The 3,206-nt window shown below is 47.9% G+C and carries 2 rRNA genes; both read left to right on the forward strand.

Features of this window, described 5'->3' with window-relative positions:
• The first annotated feature begins 97 nt into the window (after positions 1-97).
• Positions 98-3,015 (forward strand): 23S ribosomal RNA (locus EKM66_RS12380).
• A gap of 74 nt (positions 3,016-3,089) precedes the next feature.
• Positions 3,090-3,206, forward strand: a 5S ribosomal RNA gene (gene rrf, locus EKM66_RS12385).

Raw genomic sequence — 3,206 nt, forward strand, 5'->3', positions numbered from 1 at the left:
AACTCGTACCTTGAAAACTGGATATTAAGAATTAATATGAATTAATTAAAGAAACACCGAAAACTGCGCGACAAGTCAATTTATTGACATTTGTCAAGGTTAAGTTATAAAGGGCGCACGGTGGATGCCTAGGCACTAGGAGCCGATGAAGGACGTAACTAACAACGATATGCCTCGGGGAGCTGTAAGTAAGCTTTGATCCGGGGATTTCCGAATGGGGGAACCCAATCATCGTAATGGATGATTACTTGTATGTGAATACATAGCATACTAAGAGGAAGACGCAATGAACTGAAACATCTAAGTAATTGCAGGAAGAGAAAGAAAATTCGATTCCCTGAGTAGCGGCGAGCGAAACGGGAACAGCCCAAACTAAAGAGTTTACTCTTTAGGGTTGTAGGACTGGCGTTATGAGAAAAAAAGCAAGTATAGCTGAACAACTTGGAAAAGTTGGCCAAAGAGAGTGAAAGCCTCGTAAGCGAAATACAAACTACTCTAGCCAGTATCCTGAGTACGGCGGGACACGAGAAACCCCGTCGGAATCTGGGAGGACCATCTCCCAAGGCTAAATACTACCTAGTGACCGATAGTGAACCAGTACCGTGAGGGAAAGGTGAAAAGAACCCCGGAAGGGGAGTGAAATAGATCCTGAAACCGTGTGCCTACAAGTAGTCAAAGCCCGTTAAGGGGTGATGGCGTGCCTTTTGTAGAATGAACCGGCGAGTTACGTTTGCATGCAAGGTTAAGCAGAAAATGCGGAGCCGTAGCGAAAGCGAGTCTGAATAGGGCGACTAAGTATGTAGATGTAGACCCGAAACCAAGTGACCTACCCATGTCCAGGTTGAAGGTGCGGTAAAACGCACTGGAGGACCGAACTCATGTATGTTGAAAAATGCTGAGATGAGGTGTGGGTAGCGGTGAAATTCCAAACGAACTTGGAGATAGCTGGTTCTCTCCGAAATAGCTTTAGGGTTAGCCTCGGGGAATAGGATCATGGAGGTAGAGCACTGTTTGGACTAGGGGCCCGTCTTGGGTTACTGAATTCAGATAAACTCCGAATACCATTGATCTATACCCGGGAGTCAGACGATGAGTGATAAGATCCACCGTCGAAAGGGAAACAGCCCAGATCACCAGTTAAGGTCCCAAAATTCATGCTAAGTGGAAAAGGATGTGGAAACGCATAGACAACTAGGATGTTGGCTTAGAAGCAGCCATTCATTCAAAGAGTGCGTAATAGCTCACTAGTCGAGTGATTCTGCGCCGAAAATGTACCGGGGCTAAGCATGATACCGAAACTGTGGATGCATCGTAAGATGCGTGGTAGGAGAGCGTTGTAAGAGCATTGAAGCTGTACCGTGAGGAGCAGTGGAGTTCTTAGAAGTGAGAATGCCGGTATGAGTAGCGAAAGATCAGTGAGAATCTGATCGGCCGAAAGACTAAGGTTTCCTGGGGAAGGCTCGTCCTCCCAGGGTTAGTCGGGGCCTAAGATGAGACCGAGAGGTGTAATCGATGGATAACGGGTTGATATTCCCGTACTAGTTTATTTTGTTTGAACGATGGAAGGACGCAGGAGGATGATGTGTGCACACGGCTGGAAAAGTGTGTTCAAGCAACAAGTCTTGGTAAGAGTCAAATGCTTTTACCTTTAAGGACAAGTTGTGATGAGGAGCGAAATTTAAGTAGCGAAGCACAGTAACTCACACTGCCAAGAAAAGTTTCTAGTTAGAAATAAACTACCCGTACCGCAAACCGACACAGGTAGTCGAGGAGAGAATCCTAAGGTCAGCGAGTGAACTCTCGTTAAGGAACTCGGCAAAATGACCCCGTAACTTCGGGAGAAGGGGTGCTGGTGTAACAGCCAGCCGCAGTGAATAGGCCCAAACAACTGTTTATCAAAAACACAGGTCTATGCTAAATCGTAAGATGACGTATATGGGCTGACGCCTGCCCGGTGCTGGAAGGTTAAGAGGATCAGTTAGCGTAAGCGAAGCTGAGAATTGAAGCCCCAGTAAACGGCGGCCGTAACTATAACGGTCCTAAGGTAGCGAAATTCCTTGTCGGGTAAGTTCCGACCCGCACGAAAGGCGTAATGATTTGGGCACTGTCTCAACGAGAGACTCGGTGAAATTATAATACCCGTGAAGATGCGGGTTACCCGCGACAGGACGGAAAGACCCCATGGAGCTTTACTGTAGCTTGATATTGAGTTTTTGTGTGACATGTACAGGATAGGTAGGAGCCGTTGAAGTCGGAACGCTAGTTTCGACTGAGGCATTGGTGGGATACTACCCTTGTTATATGAAAACTCTAACCTGCATCACTTAGCGTGATGAGGGACAGTGTCTGGTGGGCAGTTTGACTGGGGCGGTCGCCTCCTAAAATGTAACGGAGGCGCTCAAAGGTTCTCTCAGAATGGTTGGAAATCATTCGCAGAGTGTAAAGGCACAAGAGAGCTTGACTGCGAGACTGACAAGTCGAGCAGGGACGAAAGTCGGACTTAGTGATCCGGTGGTACCATATGGAAGGGCCATCGCTCAACGGATAAAAGCTACCCTGGGGATAACAGGCTTATCTCCCCCAAGAGTTCACATCGACGGGGAGGTTTGGCACCTCGATGTCGGCTCATCGCATCCTGGGGCTGTAGTCGGTCCCAAGGGTTGGGCTGTTCGCCCATTAAAGCGGTACGCGAGCTGGGTTCAGAACGTCGTGAGACAGTTCGGTCCCTATCCGTCGCGGGCGTAGGAAATTTGAGAGGAGCTGTCCTTAGTACGAGAGGACCGGGATGGACATACCTCTGGTGTACCAGTTGTGCCGCCAGGCGCATCGCTGGGTAGCTACGTATGGAAGGGATAAACGCTGAAAGCATCTAAGTGTGAAGCCCCCCTCGAGATGAGATTTCCCATTCCTTTATGGAAGTAAGATCCGTTAGAGATTATGACGTAGATAGGCTGCGGGTGGAAGTATAGCGATATACGGAGCTGAGCAGTACTAATAGATCGAGGACTTAACCGAGTAAGTGGTTTGAGGTGTTATTAATAATTCATATTGAACTTAATATCTAGTTTTGAAGGTACGAGTAAGAATAGTGTGGTGGTAATGGCAAGAAGGATACACCTGTTCCCATGCCGAACACAGAAGTTAAGCTTCTTCACGCCGAAAGTAGTTGGTGGGAAACTACCCGCGAGGATAGGTAGCTGCCACGC

Source organism: Companilactobacillus hulinensis (assembly GCF_003946555.1).
Lineage (GTDB): Bacteria > Bacillota > Bacilli > Lactobacillales > Lactobacillaceae > Companilactobacillus > Companilactobacillus hulinensis.